Annotated in this window: 18 protein-coding genes; 6 read left to right on the top strand and 12 right to left on the bottom strand. The window is 72.9% G+C overall.

Translation table 11 applies throughout. The annotated features are described in order from the left end of the window. Positions 1–8 precede the first annotated feature (8 nt). The 6 genes from ELQ39_RS03955 to ELQ39_RS03980 form a co-directional block, all read right to left on the bottom strand. Positions 9–1,211, bottom strand: coding sequence for an LLM class flavin-dependent oxidoreductase (locus ELQ39_RS03955; protein WP_242591018.1), 1,203 nt, complete (start codon positions 1,209–1,211; stop codon positions 9–11). Between the two features lie 92 nt (positions 1,212–1,303). Further along, complete coding sequence (locus tag ELQ39_RS03960) at positions 1,304–2,284, bottom strand: ABC transporter substrate-binding protein (protein WP_225628361.1); 981 nt, start codon at positions 2,282–2,284, stop codon at positions 1,304–1,306. Positions 2,285–2,323: 39 nt separating this feature from the next. Continuing rightward, on the bottom strand, positions 2,324–3,088 hold the full coding sequence (locus ELQ39_RS03965) for an amino acid ABC transporter ATP-binding protein (protein ID WP_277994633.1): 765 nt from the start codon (positions 3,086–3,088) through the stop codon (positions 2,324–2,326). Continuing rightward, the gene (locus ELQ39_RS03970) at positions 3,085–4,101 is read right to left on the bottom strand and encodes an amino acid ABC transporter permease (RefSeq protein ID WP_242591019.1); all 1,017 of its coding nucleotides are present in this window, start codon (positions 4,099–4,101) and stop codon (positions 3,085–3,087) included. The genes ELQ39_RS03965 and ELQ39_RS03970 overlap by 4 nt, the downstream gene beginning before the upstream one ends. Positions 4,102–4,120: 19 nt before the next feature. Continuing rightward, positions 4,121–5,065: an ABC transporter substrate-binding protein gene (locus ELQ39_RS03975; protein WP_242591020.1), complete on the bottom strand. Its 945-nt coding sequence runs from the start codon at positions 5,063–5,065 to the stop codon at positions 4,121–4,123. Continuing rightward, positions 5,062–5,607, bottom strand: coding sequence for a GNAT family N-acetyltransferase (locus tag ELQ39_RS03980; protein WP_190001807.1), 546 nt, complete (start codon positions 5,605–5,607; stop codon positions 5,062–5,064). Before ELQ39_RS03980 ends, ELQ39_RS03975 begins: the two co-directional genes overlap by 4 nt. 609 nt (positions 5,608–6,216) lie before the next feature. Between ELQ39_RS03980 and ELQ39_RS03985 the strand changes: the two genes are divergently transcribed. From ELQ39_RS03985 to ELQ39_RS03995, 3 genes are all read left to right on the top strand, one after another. Continuing rightward, a complete protein-coding gene (locus ELQ39_RS03985) occupies positions 6,217–7,245 on the top strand; it encodes an amino acid ABC transporter permease (RefSeq protein WP_242591021.1) in 1,029 nt (342 codons plus the stop codon). Next, a complete protein-coding gene (locus ELQ39_RS03990) occupies positions 7,242–9,203 on the top strand; it encodes an FAD/NAD(P)-binding protein (RefSeq protein WP_242591022.1) in 1,962 nt (653 codons plus the stop codon). The genes ELQ39_RS03985 and ELQ39_RS03990 overlap by 4 nt, the downstream gene beginning before the upstream one ends. A 104-nt stretch (positions 9,204–9,307) precedes the next feature. After that, positions 9,308–9,877, top strand: a complete 570-nt coding sequence (locus ELQ39_RS03995) for a DUF6328 family protein (RefSeq protein ID WP_242591023.1) — start codon at positions 9,308–9,310, stop codon at positions 9,875–9,877. A gap of 28 nt (positions 9,878–9,905) precedes the next feature. On the opposite strand, the gene ELQ39_RS04000 is transcribed toward ELQ39_RS03995, so the two are convergent. Continuing rightward, positions 9,906–10,862 carry an RNA polymerase sigma-70 factor gene (locus ELQ39_RS04000; protein WP_443334327.1) on the bottom strand — a complete coding sequence of 319 codons (957 nt, stop codon included), beginning with the start codon at positions 10,860–10,862 and terminating at the stop codon, positions 9,906–9,908. Positions 10,863–10,999: 137 nt separating this feature from the next. On the opposite strand from ELQ39_RS04000, the gene ELQ39_RS04005 reads away from it, so the two are divergent. After that, positions 11,000–11,491 carry a carboxymuconolactone decarboxylase family protein gene (locus tag ELQ39_RS04005; protein ID WP_242591025.1) on the top strand — a complete coding sequence of 164 codons (492 nt, stop codon included), beginning with the start codon at positions 11,000–11,002 and terminating at the stop codon, positions 11,489–11,491. A gap of 107 nt (positions 11,492–11,598) precedes the next feature. Here ELQ39_RS04005 and ELQ39_RS04010 read toward each other — a convergent pair whose 3' ends face one another. The 4 genes from ELQ39_RS04010 to ELQ39_RS04025 all read right to left on the bottom strand — a co-directional run bounded on the left by ELQ39_RS04010 (position 11,599) and on the right by ELQ39_RS04025 (position 14,801). Further along, positions 11,599–11,838 (bottom strand): DUF5302 domain-containing protein, encoded by a 240-nt coding sequence (locus tag ELQ39_RS04010; protein WP_190001802.1) that lies wholly within the window; start codon positions 11,836–11,838, stop codon positions 11,599–11,601. A 90-nt stretch (positions 11,839–11,928) separates the two neighbouring features. Beyond that, positions 11,929–13,308, bottom strand: coding sequence for a DEAD/DEAH box helicase (locus ELQ39_RS04015; protein ID WP_242591026.1), 1,380 nt, complete (start codon positions 13,306–13,308; stop codon positions 11,929–11,931). 179 nt (positions 13,309–13,487) lie between these two features. Then, positions 13,488–14,399: an oxygenase MpaB family protein gene (locus ELQ39_RS04020; RefSeq protein ID WP_242591027.1), complete on the bottom strand. Its 912-nt coding sequence runs from the start codon at positions 14,397–14,399 to the stop codon at positions 13,488–13,490. 54 nt (positions 14,400–14,453) lie between these two features. Continuing rightward, positions 14,454–14,801: a deoxyxylulose-5-phosphate synthase gene (locus tag ELQ39_RS04025; RefSeq protein WP_225628344.1), complete on the bottom strand. Its 348-nt coding sequence runs from the start codon at positions 14,799–14,801 to the stop codon at positions 14,454–14,456. 159 nt (positions 14,802–14,960) lie between these two features. On the opposite strand from ELQ39_RS04025, the gene ELQ39_RS04030 reads away from it, so the two are divergent. Next, positions 14,961–15,788 carry an SDR family NAD(P)-dependent oxidoreductase gene (locus ELQ39_RS04030; RefSeq protein WP_242591028.1) on the top strand — a complete coding sequence of 276 codons (828 nt, stop codon included), beginning with the start codon at positions 14,961–14,963 and terminating at the stop codon, positions 15,786–15,788. Positions 15,789–15,791: 3 nt separating this feature from the next. Here ELQ39_RS04030 and ELQ39_RS04035 read toward each other — a convergent pair whose 3' ends face one another. Next, positions 15,792–16,028, bottom strand: a complete 237-nt coding sequence (locus ELQ39_RS04035) for a hypothetical protein (RefSeq protein WP_190001796.1) — start codon at positions 16,026–16,028, stop codon at positions 15,792–15,794. A gap of 134 nt (positions 16,029–16,162) precedes the next feature. Between ELQ39_RS04035 and ELQ39_RS04040 the strand changes: the two genes are divergently transcribed. Next, on the top strand, positions 16,163–16,900 hold the full coding sequence (locus ELQ39_RS04040; protein ID WP_242591029.1) for a nitroreductase family protein: 738 nt from the start codon (positions 16,163–16,165) through the stop codon (positions 16,898–16,900). The last annotated feature ends 43 nt before the right edge of the window (positions 16,901–16,943 follow it).

A 16,943-nucleotide genomic window follows, 5' to 3' on the forward strand; every position in this document is an offset into this window, starting at 1 on the left:
CCTCCGGCTCAGGCGGTGGCGTAGCGGTTGGCGGGCCGGGGCAGACCCAGCAGGCCGCGCAGGGTGCCGGCCTCGTAGGCGCGGCGGAAGGCGCCGCGGCGCTGGAGTTCGGGGACGAGGCCGCGGGTGATCGCCGGGAGGTCGTGGCCGACGACGGCGGGCCGCAGCCGGAACCCGGTGAGGCCGGCCGCCTGGAACTCCAGCAGCAGGTCGGCGAGTTGGGCGGGGGTGCCGGTGAAGACGCGGGCGTCGGCCGTGTACGGATCCCCGGCGAGGCCGTCGAGGCGGGCGCGGCGGGCGGTGGCCTCGGCCGGGTCGTCGTCGAGGAAGACGGTGAGGTCGCCGAAGACGTGCAGGGGCTCCCCGGCGCGTCCGGCCGCCTCCTGCTCCTCCCGGACGGTGGCGACGATGTCCCGGGCCTGGTCGGCATCGTGCGGGGTGACGTAGCCGACGTCGGCGGCGCGGGCGACCAGGCGGTAGGGGATCGTGTCATGGGCGAGGGCGGTGACCAGGGGCTGGCCCTGGGGCGGACGGGGCGTGATGGAGGGGCCCTTGACGCTGAAGTGCCGTCCCTCGAAGTGGATGTAATGGAGTTTGTCCCGGTCGATGAAGCGTCCGGTGGCGACGTCGCGGATCTCGGCGTCGTCCTCCCAGCTGTCCCAGAGCCGGCGCAGCACTTCGACGTAGTCGGCGGCCTCGTCGAACAGGTCGGTCACCGTCTCCCGTGCGGCCGGCCCGTCATAGGCGTCGATCCGCGGAATGTGGCGGCGGCCGAAGTGGGCGGCCTCGTCGGGGCGGGCGGTGATCTGCACGCGCACGCCGGCCCGGCCGGTGCTGACGTGGTCGAGGGTGGCGATCGCCTTGGAGAGGTGGAACGGCTCGGTGTGGGTGACGACCGCGGTCGGGACGAGGCCGATGTGCCGGGTCAGGGGGGCGATCCGGGCGGCGGTGAGGACGGCGTCGAGGCGGCCGCGCACCTGGTCGGTGCGGTCGTCGGGTTCGAGGAAGCGGGAGGTTTGAAGGCCGAGCCCGTCCTCCAGGGTGACGAAGTCGAGCAGGCCGCGTTCGGCCTCCGCGACCAGGTCGGCCCAGTAGCGGGCGGTGAACAGCTCGCGGGGGCGGGACACCGGCTCCCGCCAGGAGGCGGGGTGCCAGCCGGTGCCCTCCAGGGCGACGGCGAGGTGCAGGGGTGATGCGGGTGTCGGGGACACGTCGGTGCCTTCCAGGAAGTCCGTGACGGCGGCGGGGTGAGGGGCGCGGGGACGGCGGGGAGCGCCGTCCCAGCGCAGCGGGTCCGGGGTGGTCAGCCGGCGGTCCTGGGCAGACCGGGCGGGTTGATCTCGGAGGTGGTGACGGCCTCGTCGGACAGGCCCCAGCGCTTCAGGACCTCGGCGTAGGTGCCGTTCTCGATGACGTGGTCGATCGCGTCGGCGAGGGGTTCGACCAGTCCGCTGTCCTTCTTGGTGGTGGCGGCGATGAGGCCCTGGAGGTCGGCGCCGGCGCCGGAGTACGTCCCGACGACCTCGGTCCTGCCGGTGGTCGCCGCGTGGTGGGCGGCGGTGGGGTTGGGGCCGAGGTAGACGTCGATGCGGCCGGACTGGAGGGCGAGATAGGTGTCGCTGTCGTTCTGGTAGTACTTGATGTCCACCGGTTCGCGGCCGGCCCGCTCGTTCTCCTTGCTCCACTCGACGAGCAGCTTCTCCTGGTTGGTGCCGCTGCTGACCGCGACGGTCAGTCCTGCCACGTCCTCGGGGCCGTCGATCTTCAGTCCGCTGCCCTTCTTCGCCTCGAAGCCGAGGTTGTCCTCGCGGTAGGTGGCGAAGTCGTACTTCTCCTTGCGTTCCTCGGTGACGGTGATGTTGCTGAAGCCGGCGTCGTACTTGCCGCTGTCGAGGCCGACGAAGATGTTCTCCCAGGAGACGGGGTTGAGCCGCAGCTCCAGGCCGAGCACGTCGGCGACCAGGGAGGCGATGTCGGGTTCGACGCCGATGACGGTCTTGTTGTCGGTGGCGACGAAGGTGAGCGGCGCGGCCGAGCCGGAGGAGTTCACCACCTCCAGGGTGCCTCTCCTGCGTACCTCCGCCGGGACCTCGGCGGCGATGGCGTCGACCTTGCCGGTGCGGACGCGGTCCTGGTCGGCGGTCAGGTTGATCTTCGTCTTGCCGCCGTTGCCGGAGTCGACCTCGGTGGTGCCTCCGTCGTCGGGGTTGCCGCACGCGGAGAGGGCGAGGGCGGAGGTCAGGGCGAGCGCGGCGGCGGTGCGGCGGAGGGTCGAGAGGGACACAGGGGTGCTCCTTGCGTGCGTGAGGGACGGGCGGGGCGGTCAGAGGACCTTGGAGAGGAAGGCGCGGGTGCGCTCGTGCTGCGGCTCGTCCAGGACGGCCGAGGGCGGCCCCTGCTCCACGACGACTCCGCCGTCCATGAAGACCACGGTGTCGGCGACCTCGCGGGCGAAGCCGATCTCGTGGGTCACGACGATCATGGTGGTGCCGGTGCGGGCCAGGTCCTTGATGACGTCGAGGACTTCGCCGACCAGCTCCGGGTCGAGGGCCGAGGTGGGCTCGTCGAACAGCAGCACCTTCGGCTCCAGGGCGAGTGCGCGGGCGATGGCGACACGCTGCTGCTGTCCGCCGGAGAGCTGCCGCGGGTAGGCGTCGGCCTTGTCGGCGAGACCGACGCGGGCGAGCAGCCGCCGGGCCGTCTCCAGGGCCTCCTTGCGCGGGCGGCGCAGGGCTGCGACGGGCGCTTCGACGAGGTTGTCGAGCACGGTGAGGTGCGGGAAGAGGTTGAAGTTCTGGAAGACGAACCCGATGTGGGTCCGCTGCTTCAGTACGTCCTTCTCCTTCAGCTCGTGCAGCCGGTCGCCGGAGCGGCGGTAGCCGATGAGCTCGCCGTCGATGCTGATCCAGCCCCGGTCGACCTTCTCCAGGTGGTTGATGGTGCGCAGGAGTGTGGACTTGCCGGACCCGGACGGGCCGAGGACGACGGTGACCTCGCCGGCCCGGACCCTCAGGTCGACGCCGCGCAGCACCTCCAGCGGGCCGAAGCTCTTGTGGACGCCGCGCACGTCCACCATGACGTCGCTCATCGGATGTCTCCCAGGGGCTTGATCGGTACAACGGGCCGGTGGCGCTGCGCCGCGGCCGTGCGCAGGGTGCGGACGAAGCGGCGGGCGCGCCGCAGCGGGGTGGGCGGCGGGGTGCGGTCGGCGCCGCGGGCGTAGCGGCGTTCCACGTAGTACTGGGCGACCGACAGCAGGGAGGTCAGGACGACGTACCAGGCGGTGGCGACCAGCAGCAGGGGGATCACCCGGCCGTTGCGGCCGTAGATGACCTGCACCTGGTAGAAGAGCTCCCCGATGGACATCACGTAGACCACCGAGGTGCCCTTGAGCAGGCCGATGATCTCGTTGCCGGCGGTGGGCAGGATGGCGCGCATGGCCTGCGGGAGGACGATGCGCCGGATCTGCCGCAGGCGGGGGATGCCGAGCGCGGCCGCCGCCTGCAGCTGGCCCTCGTCGACGGCGAGGACGCCGCCGCGCACGATCTCGGCGGCGTAGGCGGCCTGGTGGAGGGTCAGTCCGATGACGGCGGCGCCGATGGTGCCGATGATGCTGTTGCTGTCGACGGACCAGAACACCGGGCCGAAGGGGATGCCGAGGCCCAGCCGGTCGTAGAGGGCGCTCAGGTTGAACCAGAACACCAGCTGCACGATCATCGGGATGGACCGGAAGATCCAGATGTAGGTCCAGGCGACGGTCTGCAGCACGGGGCTCCGGGACAGCCGCATGAAGGCGAGGACGGTGCCGAGCAGGAAGCCGAGGACGGTGGCGTAGGCGGTGAGCTGGAGTGTCACCCACACCGCCCGGACGATCGTCTCGGACAGCACGTAGTCCCGGAAGACGTGCCATTCCCATACGGGGTTGGTGGCCAGGCCGTGGGTGAACTGGGCGACCAGCACGACCACGGCGGCGGCCGCGACCCAGCGGGCGTAGTGACGGGCGGGGACGACCTTCAGCGTGGCCGGGTCGTCCGGTACGGGCGGGGCCGGGGCGCCGGGGGCGGCCGGGCCGGGTGGCGCGGTGTCGGTGGTGGATGCCATGGCGGGGTTCCTGCTCGGCTCAGAGGTGTGCGCGCGGGTTGATCTCGGACGCGTCGATCGCCGAGGCGGTGGTGCCCCACTTCTCGAGGATCCGGGTGTACGTGCCGTCCTTGATCAGTTGGTTGACGGCGGCCTGGAACGCCTTGGTGAGCGGGGAGCCCTTCGTGAAGGCGAAGCCGACGTCGAGACGGTGGAACTCGCCGAGGAACTCGGTCTGCGAGGCGGGCTGCGACGCCTGGTGGCGCAGGCCGTTGATGGTCGACATGATGACGTCGATGCGGCCCTGCTGGAGCGCGGTGAGGGTGGCGGCGTTCTCGGCGTAGACCTTCACGTCGTACGGCTTCTTGCCGGCCTTGGCGCAGACGCCCTTCTCGGCGGTGAGGGTGGCCTCGAAGGTGGTGCCGGCGCCGGTGCCGATGGTCAGGCCGCACAGCTGGACCAGGTCGGTGATCTTCTTCTTGCCGAGCTCGGTGTCACCCTTGCGGACGGCGAAGCCCTGGCCGTCGTTGATGTAGGTGACGAAGTCGATGGTCTTGAGGCGTTCCGCGGTGACGCCGAAGTTGCCGGTGCCCACGTCGTACTTGCCGCTGCCGAGGGCGGGCAGGATCGTCTCGAAGGAGGCGTCCTGCCGCTCGAGTTCGACGCCGAGCACCTTGGCGACGGCGTCGGCGATGTCGATGTCCTGGCCCTCGGGGTCCTTGTCGGTTCCGTTGGGGTAGTAGGCGCCGGGCGGGAAGCCGACGGAGCTGCCGACGCGGAGCGTGCCGGCCTTGCGGACGTCGGCGGGCAGCAGGGCGGCGACCGCGTCGACCTTGCGGACGTCGGCGACGGGGTCGTCCTTCGGAGCGGCCTGGGCGCCCGCCGGGGCCGTGCCGTCGGTGTCGCCGGAGCCGCAGGCGGTGAGGGCCAGCAGCGGAAGCAGGGCGAGCGCGGCGGCGCGGCGGAGTCGGGTTCCGAGTTTCACGGGCGGGAGGCCTTTCGGGTGTGCGGCGGGGTCGCGGCGCGCTCGGGGCGTGCCGGGTGGGCGAGGTGTTTCTCGAAGGGCAGCGGGCCGATGGTTTCCGGGTCGGCGTCCGTGTCGAACAGGGGCGTGTATCCGGTGGCCAGATAGAGGCCGCGGGCCTCGGGCTGGCGCGGTCCGGTGGTGAGGTGGACGCGCCGGTAGCCGCGGGCGCGGGCGACGCGCTCCAGCTCGCCGACCACGCGGCGGGCGAGGCCGCGGCGGCGGTGGGCGGAGTGCGTCCAGATGCGCTTGAGTTCGGCGGTGTGCGCGTCGTAGCGGCGGAAGGCGCCGCCGGCGACCGGCTCGCCCCGCTCCAGGAGCAGCAGCAGAACGCCGCCGTGCGGCGCGGTGAACTCCTCGTCGGGGTAGCGGGACAGCTCGGCGTGGGCGTCGCGGCCGTAGCGGGAGGAGTACTCGTCGCCGAGTTCCCGCAGCAGCGGGCGCACCCGGGGGTCGGACACCGGCACTTCGACGAACGTGAACTCGGCTTCTTCAGGCGTCACTTGGGCGAAAATGGGCGTGACCTCTCGGGGCTTCCCGGCCGCACACGCGCATGGCTGAACCACGGCGTGGCGACTGGGCATGACGAACCGTCAGACGGACGGGTGAAGGGATGCGTGACGACGCCGGGCGTCGGGAGATACGGGGGTGCGGCAGCGCGCGTGGGAGAAGAGCTCGGCCCGCGACGGGGTCACCGAGGGAGGGAAGGGCCGGTCAGACGGCCCGCTGCCGAGTCAGGCGCAACACGCGGCGGACCACACTCGACCGAAGTCGATGTGATCGCGCGACACCAAGCGCTGCTGGGCATTCATGCGACTTATTGAGCAGTACATCGCGCCGCACGTCAAGCGGCGCCCGGATGCCGGGACACCGCCGGCGGGCATCGGGACGCGCTGTTGACACGGCGTGGCCACGGGCGCTTACGATCGGCGGCGGACGGACCGCCCGTGTAAAACGGGTGTCCGCTCCGGCCGCGTTGAGGGACGCGGCGCATGTGACGACGCCGGACCCCGGCGCACCGTGCCCGCGCGGACAGCCACTGCCGCGCCCTGGGCCAGAGGTGCCGCCGGGCCGTCATCCACGCCCGCGCCCCTCCCCCGGAGATTCCTTCGATGGTCATGCCTTCCGGCGTCACGCCGGCCCCTGCCGCGGTCCCGCCGAGAAAACAGCCGGACGCCCCCGCCCCCTCCCCCGCCCCCGACACGGACGCCCCGCGGATCGTGCCGCGCCGGAACGTCGGCCGATGGATCGGCGCCGGCCTCGCCCTGCTGCTGTTCGCGATGCTCCTCAACTCCGTCGTCCGCAACGACGCCTTCCAATGGAGCGTGGTGGGGCGGTACTTCACCACCTCCGCCGTGCTGGACGGACTGCTGCTGTCGCTGTGGCTGACCGCCGTGGTGATGGTGCTGGGGTTCCTGACCGGCACCGTGCTGGCGGTGATGCGGCTCTCCGGCAACCCGGTGCTGCGCACGCTCAGCTGGGGCTACATATGGATCTTCCGGTCCACGCCGCTGCTGGTGCAGCTGCTGTTCTGGTTCAACATCGGCGCGCTCTACCCGACGCTCGGCCTCGGCATCCCGTTCGGCCCGCAGTTCGTCACCGTGCAGACGGTCAACCTGCTCGGACCCACGCTGACCGCCGTGATCGGGCTGACCCTCCACGAGAGCGCGTACGCGGCCGAGGTGGTGCGCGGCGGCATCCTGTCGGTGGACTCCGGGCAGACCGAGGCAGCCCAGGCCCTGGGGCTGAGCCGGCGCCGTACGCTGCGCCGGATCGTGGTACCGCAGGCCATGCGCTCCATCGTGCCCACCGCGGGCAACATGCTGATCGGCACCCTGAAGGGCACGAGCATCGTCAGCGTGCTCGCCGTGCACGACCTGCTGTACTCGGTGCAGCTGATCTACAACCAGACGTACCAGATCATCCCGCTGCTGATGGTCGCCACCCTGTGGTACATCGCGGTCACCACGGCGCTGAGCATCGCCCAGTTCTACGTCGAGCGGCACTACGCGCGCGGCGGCTCCCGTTCCCTGCCGCCCACTCCGCTGCAACGGCTGCGCCGCCGGCTGACCGCGCTGCGCCTGTGGCTGCGCAGGGCGACCGCGGCCGACGCCCGCCCGGCGATCGGCGGTGACCGGTGAGCGGCACCTCCGCGCCCGCGGTGCTGGCCGTCGTCGGCGCGGGGCCGCGCGCCACCGGACTGCTGGAGCGCATCGCCGCCAACGCGCCCGAACTCTGGGACGGCGCCCGGGCGTTGCACATCCATCTCATCGACCCGCATCCGCCGGGTCCGGGGCGGATATGGCGGCACGAGCAGTCGGGGCTGCTGCGGATGAACTCGATGGCGGAGGACGTCACGATGTTCACCGACGAGTCGTCCACCGTCGAAGGCCCGGTGCGGCCCGGCCCGTCGCTGGCCGAGTGGGCGGCCCAGTTCTCCGGCCGGGGCCCGCGCCACGCGCCGTACGCCGAGCCCGCCGACCCGGAGGTGCTCGCCGAGCTGCGCGCGCTGGATCCCGCCGACTTCCCCACCCGCCGCGCCCAGAGCGCCTACCTGGACTGGGTGTTCCGCCGGGTGCTGACCGAGCTGCCGCCGTCGGTCACCGTCGAGTGGCACCGCACCACGGCGACGTCGGTCACCGGCCCCCCGGACGGCCCGCAGCGGGTGCGCCTGGACGGGAGGGACGCTCCGCTCACCGCCGACCTGGTCGTCCTCGCCCAGGGGCACATCGGCGCCGAACCGGCCGCGGAGCACCGCGCGTTCGCCGGTTTCGCCCGCCGGCACGGCCGCTTCCACCTGCCGCCGGAGTTCTCCGCCGACGCCGACCTGTCCGGGCTGCGGCCCGGCGAGCACGTCCTGCTGCGTGGCTTCGGGCTGGCCTTCGTCGACCTGATGTCCCTGCTCACGGAGGGGCGCGGCGGCCGGTTCCGCACCCGTCCCGACGGCAGTCTCCACTACCTGCCGTCGGGCCGGGAACCCGTGCTGCACGTCGGGTCGCGTCGCGGCGTGCCGTACCACTCCAAGACCCGCTACCGGCTCCAGGGGCCGCGCCCCGCGCTGCCCCGGTACTTCGGCCCCGGAGCGGTGGACGCGCTGCTCGCCGAGGACCGCCCGCTGGACCTGCGTCGGGACGTGTGGCCGCTGATGGCGAAGGAGATCGGCTACGGCCACTACCACGAACTGTTCCACGCCCACCCCGGCCGGACCGCGCTCCCCTGGGCGGACTTCGCCGGCGCCTACGACCGACTCGGCTGGTACGACCTCGAGATGACGCAGCTCGTCGCCTCGGCGGTGCCGGACCCGGCGGACCGGCTGGACTTCGAGGCGCTGGACCGGCCGCTGGACGGACTGGCCTTCGCGTCACCGGACGCCTTCCAGGACCACTTGCGGACGTACATCGCAAGGGACGTCGCCCGCCGCGAGAACCCGCAGTTCAGCGCCGACCTCGGCGCGTTCCTCGCCCTGCTGTCCCTCTACGGGCAGCTGCCGCGGCTGGTGGAGTCGGGCCGGCTGACCGCGCGGTCCGTGGCGGAGCAGCTCGACGGGTGGTGGCAGGGCTTCTTCAGCTTCCTCGCCTCGGGCCCGCCCGGCTTCCGGCTGCGTCAGCTCCTCGCGCTGTCCGAGGCGGGCGTGGTCCGTTTCCTCGGCGCGGACGTCCGGATCGCCGCCGACGAGTCCACCGGCACCTTCACCGCGACCAGCCCCACCGTCCCCGGCCACACCACCCGTGCCACCGCCCTGATCGAGGCGTACCTGCCGGGCCCCAGCCTCGACCGCACCGAGGACCCCTTGCTGCGCGACCTGCACCGCTCGGGGTCGCTCGCCGAAGAGGTCGTCAGGGACCCGGCGTTCACCCACCGCTCGGGACTGCTCACCGTCTCCCCCACGGACGGGCGGCTCGTCGACCCGTCACTGGGCGCACCGCACCCGCGGCGGGTCGCGCTGGGGGCGCCCACCAACAGCCGTGCCGTCGCCGCGTTCGCCCGGCCCCGCACCGACTCGCCGGGCTTCCGGCAGAACGACGCGGTGGCCCGGGCGCTGCTGCGCGCGCTGGCCGAGGTGTCCCCGGCGGCCGACCACACGTCGGTCGCCGTGTGACGACCCCCGGGAGCGGGCCCGTGTGTTCGCCCTCGTCCGTCCCGGCTGCGGCATGACCGGCGCTGATCGGGGCAAACGGTTCGCCTGGAACCGGGGAGGACACCATGACGATGACGGAGCAGCCGGCCGAGCCGAGGGAGAAGGAGGGCGCCTGCTGCGCGCGCCACGAGGACCATGCCGGGCGGCCCGGCGCGGAGCCGCCCGAGCCGGCGCGTGAGCGGGTCAACCGCCGCTGGAACGAGGTGCTTCAGGAGACGCGTGTCACCCAGACCGGTGTCCAGATCCTCTTCGGCTTCCTGCTGAGCGTGGCGTTCACCCCGCTGTTCCGTGAGCTGGAGACTCCGGACAAGGTCATCTACGTGATGACCGTGGTGTTCGGCGCCTCCGCCACCGGGTCGCTGATAGCGCCCGTTTCCATCCACCGCTTCCTGTCGGGGCAGCGGATGAAGGACGAGGTGGTGAAGACGGCCGGACGTCTGATGATGTGCGGGATGGTGCTGCTCGCGCTCACCATCGGCTGCACGCTGCTGCTGATCCTGCGGTTCGTGGTGCCGGGCGTGCTCGCCGAGGTCCTGGTGGGCGGCGTCATGCTGTGGTTCGGGCTGTGCTGGTACGTGCTGCCGCTGCGGCTGCGCCGCAAGGGCGCCCGCAGGGCGGAGCGCGAGCAGGCCTGACGGCCGCAGTTCCTGAAGGCGGCCGTGCTCACCGGCGCAGCACCGTCTCCCGGTCCATGTGCGACAGCTTCTCCGGGTTGCGCACCGCGTACAGGCCGGTGACGAGGCCGTCGTCGACGCGGACGGCGAGCACGCTGTCGAGCTCGCCGTCCAGGTGCAGCACCAGCGCGGGACCGCCGTTGACGAGGGCCGGCCGCAGCGTCACCTCGGCGGGGACCTTCCGCAGCCCGCCCTCGAGCAGCCGGGCCACCTTGTCCGCGCCGACGACGGGCCGCAGCACCGCCTGTTTGATCCCCCCGCCGTCGCCGAGCAGGACGACGTCCGGCGCGAGGACGTCCAGGAGCTCCTGCAGATCGCCTGTTTCCACGGCCCGCCGGAACGCGTCCAGGGCGTCACGGGTGCGTTCCGGCGAACCGTCCCCGCGCGGGCGCCTGGCCGCCACATGGGCGCGGGCCCGGTGCGCGATCTGCCGCACCGCCGACGGGGACCTGCCGACGGCCTCCGCGATCTCGTCGTAGCCGACGTCGAACACCTCGCGCAGCACGAACACGGCGCGCTCGGTCGGCGCGAGGGTCTCCATCACCAGCATCATCGCCATCGACACGCTGTCGGCCAGTTCGACGTCCTCGGCGACGTCGGGCGAGGTGAGCAGCGGCTCGGGCAGCCAGGAGCCGACGTAGGACTCCTTGCGGCGGCCCAGCGTGCGCAGCCGGGTCAGGGCCTGGCGGGTGGTGATGCGCACCAGGTACGCGCGCCTGTCCCGCACCTCGGCGAGGTCGACGCCGGCCCAGCGCATCCAGGTCTCCTGCAGGACGTCCTCGGCGTCGGCGGCCGAGCCGAGCATCTCGTAGGCGACGGTGAACAGCAGGTTCCGATGGGCGAGGAAGTCCTCGGTGGCGGGCCCCGCTCCCCTGACTCGCCCGCCGCCGCTTCCGTCCCCGCTGGTCACATCCGCTCCCTGGTCCCGGCTCCCGATCACAGTCATACGCACAGGACGCCGGCCGGCCCGGTTCTGTGACAGCGGCGGCGTGTGGTCCACCTCACTCCGGCAGCCCGTCACACGGTACGGCCGTCCGGCATCTGGTGGGTGTCCCGAACACGACCACGAGTGAGGACTTCACGATGGACGCCCGTTTCAACCTGTTCGAGAACGACATCGCCTCCCGTTTCGCCAAGCGGTTCGCCGGCGCGGCGCTGGTGCTCCACGACTCGCCGCTGTCGAAGTCCGTGCAGGAGCTGGTGTCGTTGCGCGCCAGCCAGATCAACGGCTGCGGCCACTGCGTCGACATGCACGTCAAGGAGGCCGCCGCGGCCGGGGAGAGCGATGTCCGGCTGCACCTGGTCGCCGTGTGGCGCGAGACCACCGTCTTCACGGAGGCGGAGCGGGCCGCCCTCGCGCTCGCCGAGGAGGGCACCCGCCTCGCCGACGCCCACCAGGGCGTGTCCGACGAGACCTGGGCGCTGGTGCGCAAGCACTACGACGACGACCAGACGGCCGCGCTGGTCTGCCTGGTCGGGATGATCAACGCGGCGAACCGGCTGGCGGTCATCACCCACCAGAAGGGCGGCTCGTACCAGGCGGGGATGTTCGCGGCGGTGGTCGCGCAGGGGTGAGGTGCGCAGGGGTGCTCACCGGCTGGGCGGAGGAGGCCCGCAACCGGTGGTGAGCGCGTCCGGCCCGTGACGCGCAGGCGTCACGGGCCGGACGGGACGGACCTGGCTCAGCCGCTCTTGCGGCGGAAGGAACGCTGGCTCGTCGCCGGTCCGTGCGTGGCACGCACCTTGGACGCGTTCGGGTTGCCGGCGGCCTCGGACGCCTCCGCCTGCGCGCCGCGCTTGCGCTCCAGCGCCTCGCGGAACTTGCGCTTGAGGTCGTAGGTGCCGTCGGCCTCCGGTGTGACCGGGGGCGTCGCGGCGTCGGCCGGCTCCGAACCTTCCGTGGCGGGGGGTTCTGCGGTCATGGTGACCTCCTGGGTTCGGGGACGGACGGGCGAGCACAGCTTGTCACGCCGGGCACCGTGCGGGCAGCGAATATCGCGGCGCGGTGCCGCTCAGCCGCCGCGGCGCACCTGCGCGGCCCGGCGTGCCTCGGCAAGCTTGCGCGCCTCGCCGGCCTTGCGGGACTTGCCGCCGGAGCCGCCGCGGGGGGCGCCCTTGCTGGTGCCCAGGCCGCGGAAAGGCGCGTTGACGTTCTTCGGGCGGGGCGCGGCGGGTCCGCCGTCGAGGGGGACGCCGGAGGGGGCCTTGGCCCCGGTGATGCGGGTCAGTGCCGCCTCGCCGGAGCGCACCGGGGTGACGGTGGCCTTGATGCCGGCCTCGGCCAGCATGTGGAGCGTCTCGCGGCGCCCGCCCGACGCGACGAGCGTGACCACGCGGCCGGACGCGCCGGCGCGGGCGGTGCGGCCCGCCCGGTGCACGTAGTCCCTGGCGTCGGCGGGCGGATCGACGTTGACGACGAGGTCGAGGTCGTCGACGTGCAGGCCTCGGGCGGCGACGTCGGTCGCGACGAGGACAGTGAGGCCGCCCTCCTTGAACTGGGCCAGGGTCTTGGTGCGCTGCGGCTGGGACTTGCCGCTGTGCAGGGCCCCGGCACGCACCCCGCTCCCCCGCAGGTGACGGGTGAGCCGGTCGACGGCGTGCTTCGTCTCCAGGAACAGCAGGACGCGGCCGTCGCGGGCGGCGATCTCGGTGGTGACGGCGTAGCGGTCGGGGCCGTGGACGACGAGGAGGTGGTGCTCCATGCCGGCGACGGCGGCGCCGGCCGGGTCGACGGAGTGGACGACGGGGTCGTGGAGGTGGTCGCGGACCAGCTGCCCGACGTCGCCGTCCAGGGTGGCCGAGAACAGCATGCGCTGACCGTCGGGACGCACCTGGGCGAGCAGTCCGGACACCTGCGGGAGGAAGCCCAGGTCGCACATCTGGTCGGCCTCGTCCAGGACGGTGATCCTCACCCGTCCCAGCCGGCAGGCGCTGCGCTCGACGAGGTCGTGCAGACGCCCCGGGGTGGCGACGACCACCTCGGCCCCCTGGCGCAGCGCGGCGATCTGGCGGCTGATCGACAGGCCTCCGACGACGGTCGCCATGCGCAGCCGAAGCGCCTCGGCGTACGGCTCCAGGGCCTGGGTGACCTGCTGGGCCAGCTCGCGGGTGGGTACCAGGACCAGGGCGAGGGGCTGCTTGGGTTCGGCGCGGCGCCCCGCCGTGCGGGTCAGCAGGGGGAGGCCGAAGGCGAGCGTCTTGCCGGAGCCGGTGCGTCCGCGCCCCAGGACGTGGCGTCCGCGGAGGGCGTCGGGCAGCGTGGCGGCCTGGATGGGGAAGGGCTCACGCACTCCGAGCCGGTCCAGGGTACGCAGCACGCTCTCCGGCAGCCCCAGGGCGGCGAAGGAGCCGTCCGGCGCGGGGGCGGGCGTCACGGCTTCGGGGTGGGTCATCGGGGGAGCCTTCCGCAGGGGACGTGCCGAGGAAGGCCCGGCAAAAGCGTCACCGTACCACGCACCGGACCCCTGTGAGCGGCCGCACCATCGCCTGGCCGATCAGCGGGTTGACGGAGGTGCCTGGCCGGGGGCCGGGCCAGGCGTCGGCGGCCCGAACGCCGCCGAGGACGACCGTGTCAGGCGCGGGCGGCGCGGCGGGCGGCGTAGGCGGCGGGCAGGTAGCGGAGCCGTTCCGGCAGGCGCGGAACGACGGTGCGGACGACGCGGCCCAGCAGCCGCAGCCGCCGCTCGTCACGTGGTGTCCAGGGAACGTCCAGCCGCTCACGGGCGACGGACGGCAACAACCCTTTGGTGACGAAGACCTGGAGCCGCAGGAGGGCGGGACGCAGAACGGGCCAGAGCAGCCTCAGCACCGCCCCCGCCCCGTCCGGCGGCGGCACGGACCGGCGCGGATCGAGCAACTCCTCGACGACGACGGTCCGTTCCAGCTCGTCGCGGACGACGGCGTCGAAGTAGAGCCAGAACTCCTGCACGGAGCCCGGCATGTCGCGCTCCCGGATGCCGAGGATGCGCCCGAGCCGCCGCGCCTCCGCGTGCAGCCGGCGCTCCCCCGCCTCGTCGAACGGGCGGAACAGATACTCGGCGGCCCGCAGGAAGACGGGGAAGCCGGTGGCGTGCACCCAGGCGTAGGGGGCGGGCGTCAGCGCGTGGTACGGCCGCCCCCGGGTGTCGGTGCCCTTGATGTCCCGGTGCAGCCGGCGCAGCCGGCGCCCCTCCTCGACGGCGCGGTCACCGCCGTAGACCCACAGCTGCAGCGAGTCCAGCGAGCGGCGGGCGCGGCCCCAGGGGTCGGTGCGGAACACGGAGTGCTCGTCGACCCCGGCGCCGACGGCCGGGTGCGCGACCTGGAGGACGAGGGCGGCGGGGAGGTACAGCAGGACGCGGATGTCGCCGGCCATGTCCCAGAGGAGGGTGTCCGGGGTGAACGGCACGGGGTCGGCGCGCTCGGTACGGAGCGCACGGCCACCACCCAGTACCGGTGCCGGTATCGCCTCGCCGGCGGAGCGCGCCGCCCGTCCCGTGTCCATACCTCCAGCCTCCCACGCCCCTCCCGTGGCGGTACGGGCGCGTCCGCGGCGGCGTCAGGGCAGGTCGGGACGTACCAGCGCCTTCGCGATCGGCTCTCCCGTACGCCGGGCGTACGCCATGCGCTCGCGCACCTCGCGGAGCGTGCGCGGACGGTACCCCGGCCCGGAGCAGCAGCTCTTGTGGAAGCGGACACCGGCGTGCAACAGCACGGACAGCACCCTCCAGCCCTCGGTGTGCCGGCGCGGCGGCGGGGCGAAGGCGGAGCCGGCGTGGATCAGCGTGCCGGCACAGCGCGGGCAGACCCGCCGCTCGGTCTCGCCGTCCCGCGTCCGCGCCGGATGCGGCTGCTTGTAGGAGGCCCGGCACGGCAGGCAGACGAAGGAGGTCTTGGCGGGAGGCATGGGGGTCAGCGTAGGGGGGAGGCACGGTGCCGTTCCATGCCTTTTGTGACGCCCGCCGGACGGCTGTCACCGCGTTTCGTGCGCGCTCCGCCGGGACACCCGGCGCAGGTCGGACGGCGGTGCCTTCCGGCAGCACACGGCGACGGAGGGATCAGGCTCATGACCTCGCACGACGCACCCGGCACGGCCGTCGTCACGGGGGCCTCGTCCGGTATCGGGTGGGAGTACGCGGCCCGGCTGGCGGGGCAGGGCTGGGGGCTGGTGCTGGTCGCCCGGCGGGCCGAGCGGCTGGACGTCCTCGCGAAAGAGGCGCTCAAGGAGGGCGCGGCGGGCGTCGAGACGCTGGTGGCGGACCTGGGGAGCCCTGAGGACCTCTCCCGTGTCGTGGAGCGGGCGTCCGGGGGCGACGTGGACCTCGTGATCAACAACGCGGGCATCAACGGTTACGGCACGTTCGCCGAGGTGGACCCGGACCTCCTCACCCGGGTGGTGAACGTGAACGTCGTGGCGCTCACGGCGCTCACCCGTGCCGCCGTGCCCGGCATGCTGGCGCGCGGCCGGGGCGCGGTGGTCAATGTGGCGTCGCTGCTGGCCTTCGCCGGTGACCTGCCGCCGGACCCGCTCCCCCGGCGGGCCGTCTACGCCGGGACCAAGGGGTACGCGGTGACGTTCACCCGCACCCTGGCCGCCGAGCTGGCCGGCACTCCGGTTCGGGTGCAGGTCGTGTGCCCCGGGCTCACGGCGACCGAGTTCCACCTGGGCGCCGGGGACACCCCGGTGAGCGGGGAGCGGCGCGTCCACGACGAGGGCGGCATGCCCGCGGCGGACGTGGTGACCGCGTCCCTGGCCGGGCTGGAGGTCGGTGAGGTGGTGTGCGTGCCCGGCCTGAGGGACGCAGAGGCCTTGGCCCGGCTGGCGGAGGCGGAGCTGAACCTGCGCGCCGGGTCGGGCAGCCGTATGGCGCCCCGCTACTCTCACGGAGCGTAACGGTCAGGCGCTGTCCGCCAGCTCGGCGTGCCCCTGGGCGCGGGCGCAGTGGGCGCAACAGAAGAACTGGCCGCTGACTTGGTGACCGTGGCCGAGCACCTTGCAGCCGCAGTTGTCGCAGATGGGCGCCAGTTTGTGGGCGGCGCACTCGATACTGTCGAACGTATGGACGGAGCCGTCGACCGTGTGCACCTCGAAGGAGAGGCTGTAGTCGTTCCCGCACACTTCACAGATCGCCATGATCCGCTCCCTTCCGCAGTGCGGGCCGAGTACCGCGCCGGGCGGAGCGTCATGCGCGGGAAATGCGGCGCCGATGGTCTCGCATTCAACTAGAGCCGCTCCACGGGAAGTTCACAGTCCCTACACTCCCGATCATGACAACTGAAACCCGTCCCGCCGGGGCCGTGGCCGACGCCACCGGCGAGCCGTCCCTCTTCGCGACCATGTCCACGATGCGGGCGATGCGCCGCCTGCGGCCCGACCCTGTGCCGGACGAGCTGCTCGACCGGCTGATACAGGCGGCCGTATGGGGCCCCAGCGGCGGCAACATGCAGCGCTACGAGTACGTCGTCGTCACCGACCGGGCGGTGATGGCCGAGCTGGCGCCGCTGTGGAAGCGGTGCGTGGACGCGTACCTGGCCACGACCGGCAAGTACGCGCCCGAGGGCATGGACGAGGCCGCGTACGGACGCATGGTCGCCGCCATCGAGTACCAGCGCGACCACTTCGCCGACACCCCCGCGCTGATCATCCCCTGCTACCAGTTCCCGCCGCCGCGGATCGAGGAGGAGGGCCTGCGGATCTACGCAGAGGCGCTGGGCGCGGAGGCGACGGAGCGGATGGGCCGCATCCAGGAGCGGTTCTCCGCCCTCGCGGAGGGCTCCTGCGTCTACCCGGGCGTCCAGAACCTGCTGCTCGCCGCGCGCGGGCTGGGCCTGGCGGCCAACATCACCATCTGGCACCTGTTCCTCGAGACGGAGTGGAAGGCGGCACTCGGCATCCCGGAGGACATGAACACGTTCGCGGCGATCCCGGTGGGGTGGCCGCTGGGGACGTTCGGCCCGGTCCGGCGGCGATCGGTCGCGGAGGTGGTGCACCGGGACCGGTGGTAGGGCACACGGCTGGATCCGCTGTCACCCTCCTCGGGGAACGAGG

This window comes from Streptomyces sp. GB4-14 (assembly GCF_022696125.1).
In the GTDB taxonomy this organism is placed as follows: domain Bacteria; phylum Actinomycetota; class Actinomycetes; order Streptomycetales; family Streptomycetaceae; genus Streptomyces; species Streptomyces werraensis.